The sequence below is a fragment of the Actinoplanes sp. G11-F43 genome, assembly GCF_050589265.1.
GTDB lineage: Bacteria > Actinomycetota > Actinomycetes > Mycobacteriales > Micromonosporaceae > Actinoplanes.
Genome location: NZ_JBNZCE010000023.1, coordinates 1 through 15408, shown reverse-complemented (window position 1 = coordinate 15408; position 15408 = coordinate 1). Strand labels below are relative to the sequence as shown.

The window sequence follows — 15408 nt, the reverse complement described above, 5'->3', positions numbered from 1 at the left end:
CGCCTCAGTTCCGGACGGTGGCGCGGGACAGGTCGGGGAACTGGAGGTCCCGAACGCCGCTCACCCGGTCGGAGGCGGCGTTGATGGTCGGGACGAACACCGGCGCGATCTGGTTGCCCTTCTCCCACAGCAGCTTCTGTGCCTGGTGGGAGGCGGCCAGCCGCTCCGGTGCGGTCGCCGCGCCGCGGGCTTCGAGCACGAGGGCGTCCACGTCGGGGAAGGTTCCCGGGGTGTGGTTGATCTCGAAGTACGCGGGCGGGTTGTAGCCGGCTTTGAACGGCCAGGACTGGTAGGCCGGGTAGTCGGCGAACAACTGACCGGCGGGCAGTTCACGCAGGGTGGCCTCGACGCCGATCGCCGTGAGGTCCTCGACGATCAGGGTCGCCGTCTCCACCATGCCCGGCATCTCCGGTCCGGCGGTCAGTTCGACCTTCATCCCGGTGGCGCCGGCCTCGGCGAGCAACCGCTTCGCCCGTTCCGGGTCCGCGGCACGCTGGGTGAGCGAGGTGTCGTACGAGGGGAACCCCAGCGCGGGCACGTCGTTGCCGGCGAAGGCCCGGCCGAAGTACACGTTGCGTACGATCCGGTCCCGGTCGACCGCCAGCCGGAACGCCTCCCGCACCCGGGGGTCGCCGAACGGCTCGGTCTTGATGTTCATCGTGTACTGCAGGTAGGAGGCGAAGGGCAGTTCGCTGGTGGTGACCGCGATGCCGTCGGCGCTCTCCAGCGTCCGGGCCTGGGCGGGGCCGACACCGCTGATGAAGTCGACCTGGCCCTGCTGGAGGGCGTTCACCCGCGCCGTGGCGTCCGGGATGGACCTCAGTTCGATCTTCTCCAGCGTGGGGGCCTGACCGTAGTAGGAGGCGTTGCGCTTGAGTAGCGTCGCCTGCCCCGGTTCGAAGGATTCGATGGTGAACGGTCCGGAGGACGGCATGCCGGCGGTGAACTCGGTGGTCCCGTCCGGGATGGCGAGGGTGGTCTGGCAGATCACCTCGCGTCCGTCGGCGATCGGGGACAGCGCGGGGAGGGTCACCGTCGACGCGTCCGGGGCGGTGGCCTTCGCCATGTCGAAGTTCCGGGCGATCAGCATGCTGAAGGGCAGGCCCTTCAGCAGGGCCGGCGCCCGCAGCGAGTACAGCACGTCGGCCGAGGTCAGCGCCTTGCCGTCGGTGAACGCCACGCCGTCGCGGACACGCAGCGTGTAGGTCTTCAGGTCGTCGGAGGCGGTGATCGACTCGACGACGCCGTAGGACACCCCGTCCGGCGCGGTGGGATCGAGTTCGCACAGTGGGGCGTGCACCAGCTTCGCCCGGACGAAGTCGAGTGCGGTCGGGCCGGTCAGGTAGTTGAGTGTCTCGTTGGAACCGCCACCGGCGAAGGCCGCGCGCAGGGTCGTCGGCGTCGCCGCGCCGGGTTCGTCCGCACCGGCGCAACCCGCCGCGGCGAGGAGCACGCCCACCACCGCGGCCGCCGTCACCATTCGTGCCGCAGTCGGCACCATATCTCCACCATCACTCTCAGTCATCGATCTTCTACCGTCACAGCCGGTAGGTTTACTACGTATACCAGTAGATGAAAACGGTTGTCACCTTCGATAAGCGGAGATCACATGCTGAGCCAAGAGGCCGTCGTCGACGCGGCAGTCGATATCACCCGAGATGCCGGCCTCTCCGCGGTGACCATGCGCGCCGTCGCCGCCCGACTCGACGTCACCGCGATGGCCCTGTACCGCCATGTCGGCGGCCGCGAGGACCTGATCCGGATGGTCGCCGACCGGGTCGGTCAGTACGTCCGCCCCTCGGCCCCACCCGGCGCCTCCTGGGAGGACAGCGCCCGCTGCTGGGCGATGGCGCAGCGTGACGTCCTGCGGCAGTATCCGGGCGTCGCGGCCTGGCTGATCAGCAACGGGCCGGCCGGGCCGCAGGCCTACCGTCTGCTGGAGGAACTGGTGGCCCCACTCGCCGGCGCCGGGTTCGACGACGCCACCGTCGCCCGGGGCGCCGCCGCCATCATGAGCTGGACCTTCACCCGGATCGCCGTCGAGGACTCGGCCGACGTCCGGCTCCGCCACCGGGAGCCGAACCGCTCCGAGGCCTTCCTGAACGGCCTGTCCGCTGTCGACGCGGGCGCCCACCCGTCCGCCGCCCGAGTCGGCCGGGAGTTCTTCGCCCTGCCAATGGCGGACCTGTTCGAGACCGGCCTCGACTGGATTCTGGCCGGCCTCCTCGTACGACTACCGCCGACGTCCCCGCAGGGCTCGCCGGCTGGGCGTCGCCTCGCTGGACGTCTGGCACAAGGGCCACCCGTCCGCCGGTGACTACCACCAGCTCCGGTCGATCGCTGATCTGGTCCGTACAGTTGCGCGGCAGCAACAGCAATGCGGAGATCCAGAACGCGTACTTCCTGCCCCGGGTCCCCGACCAGGGCGAGGTCAGGTTCCAGCGGTCGTCGGGGGGCGCCCGCCCGTCCTCGTCCGGGGCCCGTTCGGGCTGACAGGCCCCGGCGGGCTGGTTCCCGCGTGGCACGAGATCAGGCGGCGATGTCCACGTTCTTGGCTTCCATCAGTGCGTTGGTCGCGGGCATGAGGCGCCCGAGGGTGTTGCGCAGCCCCGGTGAGCGCATCATCCGGATCATGCCGGCGCGCATGACCTGCTCGCGGCGGTTCTGCGGGACGAAGATGAGACGTTCGTTGAGGGCTGCGGCCTGGTGGTCGGTGATGAAGGGCCGCAGCCGGGTCTCCCATGCGCCGAGCGCGCCGGGCACGTCGTCGGGGTGCTGCTGCAGGAGGGTGCCGAGCAGGTCTCCGCCGGCCATGCCGGTGGACGCGCCCATGCCGGAGTACAGGGTCAGGCACCAGGCGGCGTCGCCCACCAGCACGACCCGTCCCCGGTGCCAGCGGGGCATCCGCACCTGCATGACGGAGTCGAAGAGGGCGTCGGGCGCCTGCTCGTACCGCTGGAAGAGCTCTTCCAGGACGGGACCGGCCGGTTCGGGGCCGAAGGCGGCGCGGAGGGAGTCGATGGGGGCGCGCTGGAACTCGGCGTCGACGTCGGCGGTGCGGTAGGAGAACAGCAGGCTCGGGGCGTGGTCGGCGAAGGCGAAGGTGGCGGCCGAGCGGCCCGGTTCGGCAAGCACCAGGCCTTCGGACTGGCCGAAGCCGTCGACCGGCCGGTCGAGGACGGTCGCGGCGATCATGTAGTTCAGCGGGTGGACGAAGGTGCCGTCGCCGAAGGCCAGGCGGCGCACGGTGGAGCGCAGGCCGTCCGCGCCGACGACCAGGTCGAAGCTTTCGGTGGTACGCGTACCGGTGGCCAGGTCGTGCAGTTCGACGCGTGCTTCGTCGTCGTTCTGCTCGATGGCCGAAGGCACCGTCGAGTAGCGGATCTCGACGTCCGCGGGCAGGGCCTGGAACAGGCCGTTCTCCACGTCACCGCGCAGCAGGGGCCGAGGGCTGCCGGACAGATCCACGATGCTCAGCCCGGGACGCCGCCGGCCCTGCCGATCGATCTCGTAGGTGGTCACGCCGGGGCCGCCGCGGGTGCCGATCGCGTCCAGGGCTCCCAGCCGGCGGGCGGCGGCCGCGCCGGTGCCGAAGAGCATGATGAAGTAGCCGCCGGTACGCCGTTCGGGTGCGCGTTCGATCAGGACGGGCTCCCAGCCGATCTGCCGCAGACGGATCGCGGTGGCCAGCCCGGTGATCCCGGCGCCGACGACGAGGGCCTTCCGGCGGGAGCGGTTCTCGGTCATGTCTTCCTCACCTTCATCCAAGTGGAGGCGTGACCTCCACATCGATAGTGAAGCGGAGACATGGCCTCCGCTTCAAGTGGATGTAACGGAGGCCACACCTCCGTTTATTGGTTAGGATGGGCGCTGTGAATGACGAGAAACCGGTGCGGGCCGATGCCCTGCGCAATCGGAGAGCCATCCTCGAAGCAGCCTCGCAACTGTTCGCCGAACGCGGGCTCACGGTGTCGCTGGACGAGATCGCCCGGCACGCCGGGCTCGGTGTCGGCACGGTCTACCGGCGCTTCGGGACCCGCGACGCGATCGTCGAAGCCCTGTTCGCCACACGGATCGAGCACATCGCCCAGGTCGCTCACGACTGCCTGGACAACCCCGACCCCCGCCTCGGCCTGATCGAGTTCCTGCGGGCCAGCTGCGCCGACCTGGCCGGTGACCGGGGCCTGCGGCAGGTCGTCATCGGGCTCTCACAGGGCACCGAGGCGATTCAGCGCACCCGCGCCACACTCGAACCCGCGATGTCGGCCCTGGTGGAACGGGCCCACACCGCCGGAGCGCTGCGCCCCGGCCTGGCCCCCACCGACGTACCCATGCTCTTCATGATGATCGGAATGGTCGGTGACCTGGTCGGCACGAGCTTCCCAGACGCATGGGAACGCTACTTCGAGCTGGTCCTCACCGGGATCCTGAGCCCTGACGCCCCCGCACCCACGCAGCCCGCCCTGACTGCCGAACAGTTCGACGCCGCCATGACCGACTGGCTCCCCAGCCAACGGACCTGACGGTCCGCCGTGGGGACGTGCGTTCCCCTCGCGGCTCTCACCGCGAGGGGAACACTGTCGTACGTCAGCGCCTGGTGGCGGCGTCGGCGGCGAAGGCGGTCACCCAGGCCAGGGCCGAATTCCAGTTGATGGTGATCTCGTTGACCGACCAGGCCTCGATGTTGTCGACGTAGCAGAGCTGCGGGGCGCAGTCGTTGAGCCACGCCGCGGACAGCGGGTCCTGGAGGCTGGAGTTGGGGCCGCCCGCGATCGAACCGGCCGGCGGGTTGGGCAGGGTGGAGTCGAGGGACTTGGCGTACCAGCGGCTGTGCTGGTTCTTCGCCTGGTTGGTGCCGTAACCGGTGATGTAGGACTGCCCCAGGGCGTTACGCCCCAGCAGGTAGTCGAAGCCCTCGAACACCGCATCGGCGTAACCGGCCGCACCCGTCAGGTCATAAGCCGTGGCCAGCACCACCTGGTTGTTGAGGATGGACGCGTTGGAACCCCAGTCGTACTTTCCGGTCGACGGTGTGTACGTCTGCCCGAACTTCTCCGCCTTCTGGAAGGAGATCAGTTTGTCGGCGGCGGCGGTCACCCAGGCGCGCACCTGGCTGTCGGCGGCCACCGGGCTGAACCGGGCCAGGTCCATCTGGCCGAGCGCGGCCACCGAACCCCAGTAGAAGCCGTTCTGGCTGAACGCGGCTCCCGCCCTGTGGTGTCTGCTGGCGAGGAAATCACTGCGGTACGCGGTACTCGTGGTCGTCAGGAACAATTCGACGGCCGCCCAGTAGAACTCGTCGGAGACGTCGTCGTCGTTGTAGGGGCCGCCACCGGAACGGTCGGCTCGGGGCGCGTACAACGCGGGGTTGGCTTTTGCCGCACTGTAGGCCTTGACCGCCGTGGCCCGCAGCCGGGACGCGAACGCCGCGTCGTACGTCTGGAAGATCCGGGCGCCCTGGGCCGCGACGGCCGCCAGGTTGAGGGTCGCCGCAGTTGACGGGCGGTGCAGTTCGCGCTGCTTCCTGTCCTGGTGGGGCAGGGTCGGCGGGCCGGTCCACGACTCGTCGTGCACCTTGTGGTGCACCATTCCGGCCAGCGGTTTACCGTCCGGCACCTGCATCTTCAGCATGAATTCGAGGTTCCAGCGGGCCTCGTCCAGAATGTCCGGCACCCCGTTGCCGCTCTCCGGAATCCGCAGCGTGCCGTCGGCCCACTGCTTCTTGTCGCGTTCCCACGAATTCAGCAACTGGTACGTGGCGATACCACCGTTGACCACATACTTGCCGTGGTCGCCGGCGTCATACCAGCCGCCGGTCACATTCAGCTTGTAGTCACACGTCCAGTTGTCGACGTACGACTTCGGCGACTGGCAGGGCACCGCGGTGTCACCCTCCCCGGGTGTGCCCGCCACGTGCCCGGCCGGACGCGAATAGGCGCCGTCGTTGATCGCGATACCACTGCGGTTGGTGTAGAAGAACCGCATCGAGTCGGTCTGCAACCTGTCGTAGATGGACGCGCTGATCGCGAACGTATTGCTGGATTCACCGTTGACGACCAGGTAGTACGTGCCGGGCGTGGTCACCCCGGAGAAGTCCAGAGTGTGCACCGGCGCACCGGCGGAGCCGTCGAATCCGCCCGGCCTGGTCGTCCCGGACATCGCCACCGCACCGCCGACCGGCCGCAGCTGCCAGGACAATCCGCTGGTGGCCGACGTGACCACGGTCGCCCGCTTCGGCCCCCGCGGCAGATACCCGTGCTGATTCACCTTGATCGACGGACCACGGCTGGCCTGGTAGGCGTACTCGTTGCCGTTGAGCGTGACGTCGTCCATGCAGAACTCGTAGGCCTTGGTGGCGCCACCGAGACGGAACTGGAGCTGCGACAAGACGTACTTGTCCGGATAGGTGGTCTTGATCTCGTAGGAGAAGTTCTTCCAGCCGGTCCCGGTCGTGAGCCCCTTGTTCAGATAGGTGATCTTCCCGGGGTTGTCGAACGGCGCGAGCTGCACCAGCGGGTTGGCGGCGACCGAGGTCCTGGCCCGGAACTTCAGCGTGAACGTGCTGTTGCCCGGCAGATAGATGCTGTTGTGCCCGACGATCACGTCCCACGGGTTCGCAGCCGCGGGAGCCGTCACACAGAACACCCCGCCGTTCACCGACGGCACCATCCCGGCGTTGACCCACCACGGCTTGAACGACCCGGTGAAGTTCGAATTCTGCAGCAGCCGGCCGTCCACCTGTGGAGACGGCTGGCCACCCGAATAGGCGGGCAGCGTCCCGGCCGGCAGGTCGGGAACACCACCACCGTGCTCCTGACCGGGGCCGGAATCGCCGGAACCGTACCGGGGAAGGGCCCAGGCGCGAACCACCCCGCTGGTCTCGTCGAGGACCAGGAACATGCTTCCGGTGTTCGGGGTGATCTCGGCGAAGCTGCCCGCCGACCCGGGGAACACCTCACCCTCACGAATGGTGCCCAGCGACTTCCAGCCTTTGGTCAGCGTCCACGGGCGGCCGGTGTTCTCCCAGGCGGCCACGTCACCGGTGTGGTATTCGACGAGCACGATGTCGGCACGCCTGTCACCGGTCACATCCGCGAAATAGGTGACCCCCTGCCGCCCGCTCGCCGGATAGCCGAACCCGGCGACCTTGGACCAGTCCCCCGGTGAGGGCAGGGCGCCGGCCTTGTTCTCCCAGAGCGTCGCGAAGCTCATCCGGTCCAGCGTGATCAGGTCGTCGTCACCGTCGCCGTCGAGGTCAGCGAACTGGATGTTCTCGTAGCCCAGATTGTTCGCCACGGTCTTCGGCGCCGCCCAGCGGACCTGGTCGCCGGACGACTCGTTACGCCACACCATCATCGACGCGACACCGTTCGTGAACGCGATCCGGATGTAGTCATCACGGTCGTCGCCGTCCAGGTCACCGAAATAGGCGTCGCTGAGCGTGGTGGTGAGACCCACGCCGGCCGACGGCGCGACATCGCCGAGGGGCTGCCACAGCATCTCGCCGCTGCCGCGATCACAGCCGAGGTTCCGCCACGCGTAGACCCGCCCCTCAGAGATGATCACCCGATCGGTGACACCGTTGTCGTCCAGGTAGACGAATCGGCTCTGCAGCCCGGCCGGGTGGTTCGCGACCGCGCCGACCTCGGTCCAGGTCTGCTCGGAAGCCCCACGACAGTAGGCGGTCGACGCGGAACCCAACTGGTTCATCCGCTGAGGCAGCGTCTCGACGGACCGGCCGAGAACCGCGGCCAGCTTGTCGGCGATCCCGCCGGTGGAGAAGTACGAGCCGATCGTCCGGACGACCTTCACCGCCTTCGCGTTGATCGCCTTGAGCAGTGCCACGGCCTGATCCGGGGCGGCCCAGCCGACGAGCGCTGTCGCGATGCCGATCGTGAGACTCTTGGCGAAGATGTCGAGGTAACCCGTCTCGCTGTCCCCGCCCTCCTTCCACTTGGTCAGCAGCCCGGAGACCGCCTCACCGAGAAAACCACCCAAGCCCGTGCACACCGGCACCAGCCCGGGAAGGTAGACCAGGCATCCGGTGGTGGCCAGCTCACCGACGATCGTCCCGGTGATGGTGATGAGCGAGTCCAGCAACCAGTTCCAGTTCCAATTGCCCGACACCTCCGGCTGCTTGACGACAACCGTCAACAAGCTGCCGGACACCGACAGCTCCGTGTCGAAATCGGTGTACTGGAACTCGGGGGCGATGTCGGCGTACCAGCCGTGGCCGAGGGTGGCCCGCGCCGCCCGGTCCAGCCCACCGTGCTGGGTGGCGAGCGTGGTCAGCCGGGTGTGGACGGCGCCGGCGGTGGACGCCTCCCCCAGGTCGAAGACGAGTGTGGCACGGGTGTCCGCGGCGTGGGCCCGGCCCGGCGCCGCCGTCACCCCGGCGACTATGAAGAGGAGGAACACGAGCAGGGCCGCGAGCAGCGACCTCAGTTGACCAGCTCGGCTTGTCGTCACATCAGACCTTTCCCGGCGCACAGATGGCGCCCAGGCTGACATCACCGCCATGATCACCACATCGGTTACTTCCGCCTACCCCGGACCACCTAGGTAGAAGTCACCGACATGGCCCGGGTTGGCGTTCGCCTTGCGGTCGGCGTCTCCCTGAGGAACCTGCCTGATCACAACCCCACCGAGTTCGCAGATGGAGGAATGACGACCAACCCCGATCAGTCCCTGATCCGACACCAAACGAGTAGCGACATCGATACTTTTCGTAACGTGGCGAGTTCAACGGCAGGCCCCGACACCTCCGTCAGAGTGCCGGCAACCGGCCGGGGGTTCGTGCCGAGTTCATCACCCGCCGCGGGCCTTTCATCGATCTCTCGCCCGGCCTACGTTGCGCCGATGACAACAAGCGTCAACTCCGTCATCAACGCCATAGACTTCCGCCGGCCCGGCCTGACCGTTGCCAAGAAGCACCTGCTGCTGTTCTTCGCCCAAGGCCACCACCTGGCATGGGCCGACGAACCCCTGTACGCCGAGCCGCTGTACGCCACCGACCGCAGTGTCACCGTCGCCGACACGGACACCGGCGAACCCGCACCTGCCATCGACGACAACGCCCTACTCGGCACGATCACCGAGGTGGTGGTCCGCTACGGCGCCTTGTCGCCGGCCGACCTGCGCACGTTGGTGCAGGCGTCGCTGCCGTGGCAACTCGCCCGTAAGGGCGACGACGACGGCCGAATCGAATGGGCCTGGCTGACGGACTGGTTCCGCCGCCCCGACGAGACCGACGACTCCGAGTCGGAACGACCCAACCGGGCCGAACGTGCCGCTGCCGAAGCGAATCTCACATCGCTCGGGAGGTCCTGACCACCAGTGAAGGGGGATGCGTGCCCAAGGATCCGGACACATATGCCATCTGGGGTGATTGGGAGCTGGACCGATTCAAGGTCGAAATATCACGATGGCGGGATCGTACGCGTCCTCCCACCGCTGCCTACGAGACCGTCAACAAGTGGTGGCCACGGCTGGCCCAACATCTGGAGTGGTCGGGTGCGGTCCGGGTCAGCCGCGACAAGGATCCCGAAGGAAACCAGCGGTGGATGTGGGTGCCCGGCGCGGACTGGAACATCCCGGGCGAGGGCTCATTCCGGGTCGCCTGCTATTTCCGCACCTACGAGGTCGACGTCTCGATGCCGCCGAAGCTGGTCTGTGAAAGGTTCCACACGGAACCCGTGCTACCCCGCTACGAACGGCTGGCGCCGTAACGGCCTGACCGAGGCCGACGACAACCAGAAGGGCCCCGGGCGGGCCGTCACCCGATCGCTGTTCAGCAGGCCGTAGCACCGCACGCACGGAACACCGTCCGTTCATCCGACCTCGCCGGCCGGCCGCTGACCTAGGATCAGCGGGCGAAGACGACGAGAGTGATGGCGAGTTGACTTTGGAAGTTGTGCCGTTCGAGGAAGCCGTCGAATCGGCCGTCGAGCAGGGGCGTGCCGAGCTGGCCCGGCTGGACGAGGTGGTCGGCGAGCTGGTTCGGGCGTTCGCGCGCGGACAGCGGCGTGAGCCGTCGTCGTCGGCGCTGGTCACCCGGCTGGACGAGTTCGCGGCTGAGTTCCCGGCGGGCCTGCGACGTCACCTCGATCGTGAGCGCGAGTCGCTCGGATCGTTCAACATCGCGTTCTTCGGGCGTACCGGCGTCGGTAAGAGCACTCTGCTGTCGGTGTTCGGCCGGCTCGACGGATCGTACGTCTCACCGGGTGAAAGCGACTGCACCACGGAAGTGCACGCCGTCGGGTGGCGCGACTGCCGCCTGTACGACACGCCGGGGATCAACGGCTGGGGACGTACCGAGAACCGCGAGAGTCTCGAGGCCAAGGCCCGGCGGGCGGTCGAGATCGCCGACGTCGTGTTCCTGTGCTTCGATTCGCAGTCCCAGCAGGCGATGGAGTTCGAGAAGATCGCCGACTGGATCAAGGAATACGGCAAGCCGGTGGTGGCGGTCCTCAACTCCCGGAACGCGCAATGGCACCACCCGGCGCGGGTTGTCCCGGCTCTGCGCCGGAACCTGTCCGAGCAGGTGCGCCAGCACGCCGACAACATCCGTACCCATCTTGAGCTGATCAAGCTGCATGACACGCCGATCGTCGCGATCCACAGTCAGCGGGCTCTGTTCGCCCGCGCCACGACTCCCTTTCAAGGGGTGGCCGCGGACGGCCTGGAGTTCGAACGGCACACGTTCGGCATCGAGTATCTCGAACGCTGGTCGAATTTCGGGACTCTGGAGCGGCTGACCGCCCATCTGATCGAGGAGGGCGCCGCCGATCTACGCCTGGCGGCGCTGCGTCAGGACGTCCGGTCACGGTGCCGTCGGGGGATCGCCGAACTCGAGGACCTGGCGGCCACGATCGACCGGGAGGCGGAGTCTCTCGAACGTCACGCCGAGTCGCTGTTCGCCGTGCTCGGCTACCCGGACGACGCCGAACGGGCCGTGTGGCTGCACGACGCGGCACTCAGCGCGGACCTGGTCGAGGTGTCCGAGGTGGCGCGGGGCGTCCCGTACACCTCACCGCCCAAGGGGACGCTGGACCGCTTCGTCAGGCATCTCGCCGCGTCGCATCTGGGGGCCTGCCGCCGGAAGGCGAAGGCCGCCGCGGACGAGCTGATCCGCACGGCGTTCGCGGAGAAACGGGCGGTCGAGGAGTCGGAGTTCGCCGAGGCGGTGTTCGACCGGGACGCCGTCGGCGCCGCGGTGGCTGCCGTGTGGGCGGACCGTGGTGAGTTTCTGCTGCGTGAGCTCGAAGTCGCGGTGGATCCCGGGTCCGCCGGAGACGCGATGACGGTGTCGCACGCCGCGACGATCCTCGGCGGTGCGGGCAGCGGCAAGCTGGGTGACGTCGTCAAAGGGTCGGGCATTCTGCTGGGGGCGGGCGCCGCCGCCGTACCACTGGCCGCGATGTTGCTCTCGAACCCGGTGGGCTGGGCGATCGGCGCGACGGCCGTGGGCGTCGGGATCGTGAGCCAGGTTCAGCAGTACTTCGGCAAGAAGATGAGCGACGAGGAGGCCGGGCGGGCGCGGGAGGCCCGATCGCAGGCCACGGTGACCGCGCATCGTGCGGTGGACGAGACGTTCGGCGGGTACGAGGACTCCATCGTGGCCGAGAGCCGTAAAGCGGCGTGGACCCTGCTGGCTCCCGCAATCGCCGGTTCGCTGCGCACCGCGGTGGAGCTTCGCACGGCACGCGCCAGGGCCGGCCGGCTGATCGACGACCTGCGGACCCACGCCGATGCGATCGAGCCCGCGCCGGCGGTGGCCGGGATCCTGCAGCGGGCCCAGCGCCGCATGGGCGGATCCACCGCCGAGGTGACCCGGCTGTTCCTCGGCGAGGACTGGCTGGAATCCGGCGTGGATCTGCGCCGGCCGGCGCAGGACGATCACATCCTCCAGCCGTGGTACGCCGAACGTCGTGAACAGGACCAGCAACGACTCACAGGCGCACTGGCCACCGCGTGGAGCACACCGTCGACGGCGGCAGTCGACTCGTGGCGGGCCGGCCTGGAGGAGACCGCGCGCCACGACCCGGACCTGTTCGACATCCTGCGGACCTTCTGGCGTGTCGACGGGGCGAGACCGGCCTTCGTCGTTCTGGGTGACTACAACTCGGGCAAGTCGTCGCTGATCCGCCGGATCCTGGTGGACAGCGGCCGGGAACCACACACCGCGATCGACATCCGGGCCACCCCGGCGACCGCGGCCACGACCCGGTACTCGCTTCCCGGGTTCGACCTGGTGGACACCCCCGGCCTGCAGAGCGGGAACGACGAGCACGACACCATCGCGTACGAGGCGATCGTCGAGGCCGCGCTGGTGTTCGTCGTCGTCCAGATCAATTTCCTGGTCGGTGACACCTCGATGCTGGAGGATCTCGCGCGCGGCGCACGGATGGTCGCCGCGAAGGGCGCCCGGATGGTGTTCCTCATCAACCGGTGTGACGAGCTGGGGATGGATCCGCTGGCCCAGCCCGAGGCGTTCCGGAATCTGCAGAACCGCAAACGTGAGGAACTGCGCGCCGCTTTCGCCGCCCGTGGTGTCGAGATCGGGATGGACCGGATGCACTGCCTGTCCGGTGATCCGTTCGGCCTGGTCGGGGCCGTTCCCATGGTGCGGGCTGCCGCCTTCGACGAGAACCGGATGTGGGACGGTGTCGCCGCGCTGACGAGCACGTTGGCCGGGCTGTCCGACGGTCAGCTGTCTCAAGCCTCGTCGACGGCGGCGTTCGACGCGACGGTCACCGGCCTCAAGCGGCGGCGGCACGCCCTGGACCGCGTGCGGGCCGGCGGCGAGACGGAACTGCGCCGCTTGGAGCCGGTGATCGCCACCATCCGGGCCGCGGTGAAGGACGCCGTGATTCTGGAGAGCTCGCTGCGCGAGGACGCCCGGCGCATGGTGGACCGCCACCTGGTGGCGGCGAAGTCCGCCGTGGTGACGATCGAACGCAAGGACGCCAAGAAGCTGGAGGACCTGCTCCAGTCCTGGTGGAAGGCCCCGGAGTTCGAAGCGGACCTCGAACGCTACCTCGCCGGCGCGGCACACCAGCTGGACGAGTGGTACAACGACCACATGCCGGCGGTCGGCCGCGAGATGCGCGCCGCCGAGCTCCAGGTGTCGCCCGAGCTGGCGGCACAGTTCGAAGCCAAGGGAACCGCCTGGTACGAGAACGCGACCACGGGCGCCGGCAAAGCGGCGGGAGCCGCGGCGTCCCTGGCGGGAGCGCTGGGTAGCCGGGACGCCGTCTACGCCATCGGTAAATTCTTCGGCCACAACTTCAAGCCGTGGGGTGCGGTCAACGGCGCTGCCACGGTCGCCCGCGCCGGATTCGTGCTCGGGGCCGTCGCCGCCGCGACGGACGCCGCGATGATGGCGAACGACAAACGTAAGGACGGCAAACACAAGGACCAGCAGAACTCGGTGCTCCGCGACATCGACGAGGGGGCCGCCGGGCTCGTCGAGCAGATCATGCGGGGCGACCAGGCCGACGGGCCCGTCGGATACCTGGAAGAGCAGATCAAGGAACTCGAGGCTCTGCTCGACGTGCACCTCGATCGGGAGACGGCGATCCGGGCGGAGATCGACTCGGCGACGACGCGGGCCGGGGCGACAGGGGCCCTGATCGCGGCCGCCGACGAGCTGACCGGAACAACGGGGAGGAACGACTAGTGGTCGACATCGACGCGGCGCGGGACTGGCTGGACCGGCTGCCGGGCGGATCGCTGGCCGGACGGTACGGCGCGGCCTGGGACGCCTTCCAGCAGCTGGACAAGCCGGTCGTGACGCTCTTCGGGTCCTACGACACCGGCAAGAGCTCGCTGCTGCGCCGGTTGATCGCCGACGCCGGCGGGACGGCTCCCGCCTGGCTCACCATCAGCGCCCGTCACGAGACCTTCGAGGTCAACGGCGTCGAGATCCGGGGATGCATCGTCCGCGACACCCCCGGATTCTCGGTCGGCGGGTCCGACCTCCGGGCGCAGAACAACACCCGCGAGGCCCTGGCGGCGGTCGATCTCACCGACGTCGGCGTCCTCGTGATGACCCCGCAGCTGGCGACCGCCGATCACGACCGGCTACAGCAGCTGATCACCCGCGAATGGCCCGCCGGAACGCTGTGGATCGTGATCTCCCGGTTCGACGAGGCGGGCGTGAACCCGGAGTACGGGCTCACCCCGTACCGGGAACTGACCGCCCGCAAGATCGACGAACTGCGGCAACAACTCACGATCAACGACCGGACCCCGGTGTACGTCGTCGCGCAGGACCCGTTCGGGCTGGCCGGCTCGTACACCGATCTCGGCCCGGAGACGTGGGACGCGTACCGTGCCTGGGACGGTATGCGGGACCTCGCGGACGCCCTCGACGCGGTGTCGCCGTCGGACCTGCCCGCATGGCGGCACGCGGCCGGGCAACGGTACTGGACGGCGATCGTCGACGAGACCGTCACCGAGCTGCGCACACAACTGGCCGATTACACGGCCCGTGCCGAGATCGCCACCAGCGGCATCAATCGCCGGCGGGCCTCGGAGAGCGAACTCGACGCCATCGACCGCGCCGCCCGTGCCGGACTCGACGGCCTCATCGATGAGGTGCTGCGTGCCTCCGGCGCCGACGATCAGCTGACCGAGATCCAGCGCGCGCTGACCGACTGGTTCGAGAAGCACGAGCAACGCCTCCAGCGGTTGCGCCAGTCGCTGCGCAAATCCACCGAGCGCGACCGCGCCCACCCCGCCTGGGCCGACTTCGCCTCCCTGCTGGCGACACTCGACTCCGGCGCCACCGCCACCGCCTCGGCCGGAGGGTTCGCCGGGCGTGTCGAGACGGTCGGACCGATGCTGGTCGGTGTGCTGAAGGCCATGAGCGACGCGGCCGGACCGCTCGCTGGCAAGAAGACCCGTACGGCGAAGGCCGCCGCGGGACTGGGACGGCATGTCGGCACCGTCGAGGCCGCGATTCCGCTCGTCGTGTTCGCGGCGAAGACTTTCGACGACTACCGGGCGGATCGCGCCCGCGTCAACCAGGACAGGGCGGCAGCCGAGCGACGGCAGCAACTCGTCGACGCATGCACCCAGCACGCACTCGACACGTGGCAGCCCTACGTCGACGACCTACGCGACGAGATCGTCGCCGCGACGAGTGATCGCGCCGACCTTGACGCGAGCCTGCACCAGCTCGTCGACCAGCTGAGCCAAGCAGTCGCCGAAGGCGAGCGAATCCTCACTCAGCGGGGCCACTCGTCATGAATCAGAAAGTTCTCCTGATTAGTCCGGAATATAGGCTTCTAAGGCGTGTTTTAGAACTCGGTTAGGTTGATCGATGTCACGCGTGGCGGTGATCGATAACTGAAGAGGTCTCCGGTATCTGGTTCTGCGACCAAGCAAGAACTTCATACCGGA

Annotated in this window: 10 protein-coding genes; 7 read left to right on the top strand and 3 right to left on the bottom strand. The window is 68.5% G+C overall.

Annotation, left to right across the window (positions count from 1 at the left end; genetic code table 11):
• Positions 1-4: 4 nt before the first annotated feature.
• The gene (locus ACQ0O7_RS25775; RefSeq protein WP_430785126.1) at positions 5-1501 is read right to left on the bottom strand and encodes an ABC transporter substrate-binding protein; all 1497 of its coding nucleotides are present in this window, start codon (positions 1499-1501) and stop codon (positions 5-7) included.
• A 108-nt stretch (positions 1502-1609) separates the two neighbouring features.
• Between ACQ0O7_RS25775 and ACQ0O7_RS25770 the strand changes: the two genes are divergently transcribed.
• Entirely contained in the window at positions 1610-2317 is a 708-nt protein-coding gene (locus ACQ0O7_RS25770; protein ID WP_430785124.1) for a TetR/AcrR family transcriptional regulator, read from the top strand.
• Entirely contained in the window at positions 2314-2493 is a 180-nt protein-coding gene (locus ACQ0O7_RS25765) for a hypothetical protein (protein WP_430785122.1), read from the top strand. The genes ACQ0O7_RS25770 and ACQ0O7_RS25765 overlap by 4 nt, the downstream gene beginning before the upstream one ends.
• A gap of 36 nt (positions 2494-2529) precedes the next feature.
• On the opposite strand, the gene ACQ0O7_RS25760 is transcribed toward ACQ0O7_RS25765, so the two are convergent.
• Positions 2530-3747, bottom strand: a complete 1218-nt coding sequence (locus ACQ0O7_RS25760) for an FAD-dependent monooxygenase (protein ID WP_430785120.1) — start codon at positions 3745-3747, stop codon at positions 2530-2532.
• A 125-nt stretch (positions 3748-3872) separates the two neighbouring features.
• Here ACQ0O7_RS25760 and ACQ0O7_RS25755 point away from each other — a divergent pair, with 125 nt between their 5' ends.
• A complete protein-coding gene (locus ACQ0O7_RS25755) occupies positions 3873-4523 on the top strand; it encodes a TetR/AcrR family transcriptional regulator (RefSeq protein WP_430785118.1) in 651 nt (216 codons plus the stop codon).
• Between the two features lie 64 nt (positions 4524-4587).
• On the opposite strand, the gene ACQ0O7_RS25750 is transcribed toward ACQ0O7_RS25755, so the two are convergent.
• Positions 4588-8469 carry a glycoside hydrolase family 9 protein gene (locus ACQ0O7_RS25750; protein WP_430785116.1) on the bottom strand — a complete coding sequence of 1294 codons (3882 nt, stop codon included), beginning with the start codon at positions 8467-8469 and terminating at the stop codon, positions 4588-4590.
• Between the two features lie 390 nt (positions 8470-8859).
• Here ACQ0O7_RS25750 and ACQ0O7_RS25745 point away from each other — a divergent pair, with 390 nt between their 5' ends.
• The 4 genes from ACQ0O7_RS25745 (at position 8860) to ACQ0O7_RS25730 (ending at position 15255) form a co-directional block, all read left to right on the top strand.
• Positions 8860-9330, top strand: a complete 471-nt coding sequence (locus ACQ0O7_RS25745) for a hypothetical protein (RefSeq protein WP_430785114.1) — start codon at positions 8860-8862, stop codon at positions 9328-9330.
• A gap of 20 nt (positions 9331-9350) precedes the next feature.
• On the top strand, positions 9351-9728 hold the full coding sequence (locus ACQ0O7_RS25740; RefSeq protein WP_430785112.1) for a hypothetical protein: 378 nt from the start codon (positions 9351-9353) through the stop codon (positions 9726-9728).
• A gap of 170 nt (positions 9729-9898) precedes the next feature.
• Positions 9899-13681 (top strand): GTPase, encoded by a 3783-nt coding sequence (locus ACQ0O7_RS25735; protein ID WP_430785110.1) that lies wholly within the window; start codon positions 9899-9901, stop codon positions 13679-13681.
• Positions 13681-15255 (top strand): GTPase domain-containing protein, encoded by a 1575-nt coding sequence (locus ACQ0O7_RS25730; protein WP_430785108.1) that lies wholly within the window; start codon positions 13681-13683, stop codon positions 15253-15255. Before ACQ0O7_RS25735 ends, ACQ0O7_RS25730 begins: the two co-directional genes overlap by 1 nt.
• Positions 15256-15408 lie beyond the last annotated feature (153 nt).

Bases quoted from the DNA above. Each gene is read 5' to 3' on its own strand.
- ACQ0O7_RS25775 (WP_430785126.1), bottom strand. From the start codon at position 1,501: ATGGTGCCGACTGCGGCACGAATGGTGACGGCGGCCGCGGTGGTGGGC.
- ACQ0O7_RS25770 (WP_430785124.1), top strand. From the start codon at position 1,610: ATGCTGAGCCAAGAGGCCGTCGTCGACGCGGCAGTCGATATCACCCGA.
- ACQ0O7_RS25760 (WP_430785120.1), bottom strand. From the start codon at position 3,747: ATGACCGAGAACCGCTCCCGCCGGAAGGCCCTCGTCGTCGGCGCCGGG.
- ACQ0O7_RS25745 (WP_430785114.1), top strand. From the start codon at position 8,860: ATGACAACAAGCGTCAACTCCGTCATCAACGCCATAGACTTCCGCCGG.